Source organism: Arhodomonas sp. KWT (assembly GCF_010993615.1).
In genome coordinates, this window is record NZ_WNXE01000590.1 from 1 (window position 1) to 1,019 (window position 1,019).

1 protein-coding gene is annotated in these 1,019 nt (G+C 64.7%); it reads right to left on the reverse strand.

What is annotated here, in order from left to right:
• Nucleotides 1-71: 71 nt before the first annotated feature.
• On the reverse strand, nucleotides 72-1,019 hold a 948-nt coding region (locus G7A99_RS20960; RefSeq protein WP_163143834.1), incomplete at its 5' end, for a hypothetical protein.

The window sequence follows — 1,019 nt, forward strand, 5'->3', positions numbered from 1 at the left end:
GCCGTGGGACGTCACGGCGGGGGAGGCGTCAGGGCCGGGCCCCGGCGTGGCCGGGGCCCGGTTTGCCGCCGTTACGGGCAGGAGTTGCCGCCGTTGTAGGCGATGCTGCCGGTGACGGTGCCGGCGTTCGTGGTGTCGCAGGCGGTCGACACGCTCGACTCCACGGTGTTGCCGCTGCCGCCGATCGTGATGTTGTCGGCAAGCCGGAAGGCGTCGCTGCTGCCGCCCTGCGTGTTGCGGATGGTGGTGTTGTCGACCGTCACCTCCGCGCCGCCGCCGGTGCCGCTGACAAGGAGGCCGGCATTGTTGACATCCATCGTCAGCCCATCGAGTTCCACGCGGTTGAATATGGTACCGCTGCCAAATAGTGCCACTCCGACGCCGCCCGATATGGTGGTTGCGTCGATCCGCACCGGTCCGTCGGAGATCTCGACGCCGCTCTCGCTTTGATTGATGCCGGTGATAGTGCTGTTGATGATATTCACAGCACCATAGGTGTCCCCGATCGAGCCGTCGCTGAGGCCGACATGTATGCCGTCACTGCCGGGGCTGTCGATCGTCGTGTTGACAATATCGATGGCCATCCCCCGGATCTCGATGCCGTTGCCCTCCCCACCGGTGATGGTCGAGTTGGCGACCCGTACTGCTTGGGTGTCCGAGATCAGCTCCATGCCATTGGGGGCGCCGTTGGTGCTGTCGGTATCACCGACATTCGAGATGGTGACGCCGTCAATGACGAAGTCATTGGTCGCCGAACCATCGAAGCTGCCTACGCCGGAAAGGCGGATGCCGCTGCCGCGAAGTGCGTTATCGATGGCGACTCCGTTTATGGAGCCGGTGGAAACGTTGGTGAGATCGACGCCCGCGAGGTCAGTGTCCATGATCGTGCCGCCGCTGATATGGAAGCTACCGACCTGGTTGGCGTTGGACAGCGATACGCCCTCCCCGCCGGTGCTGCTGATGTCCACCTGGCCGAGGTCGATGCGGGAGTCGGCGTCCGAGAGGTTCACGCCGGCGGC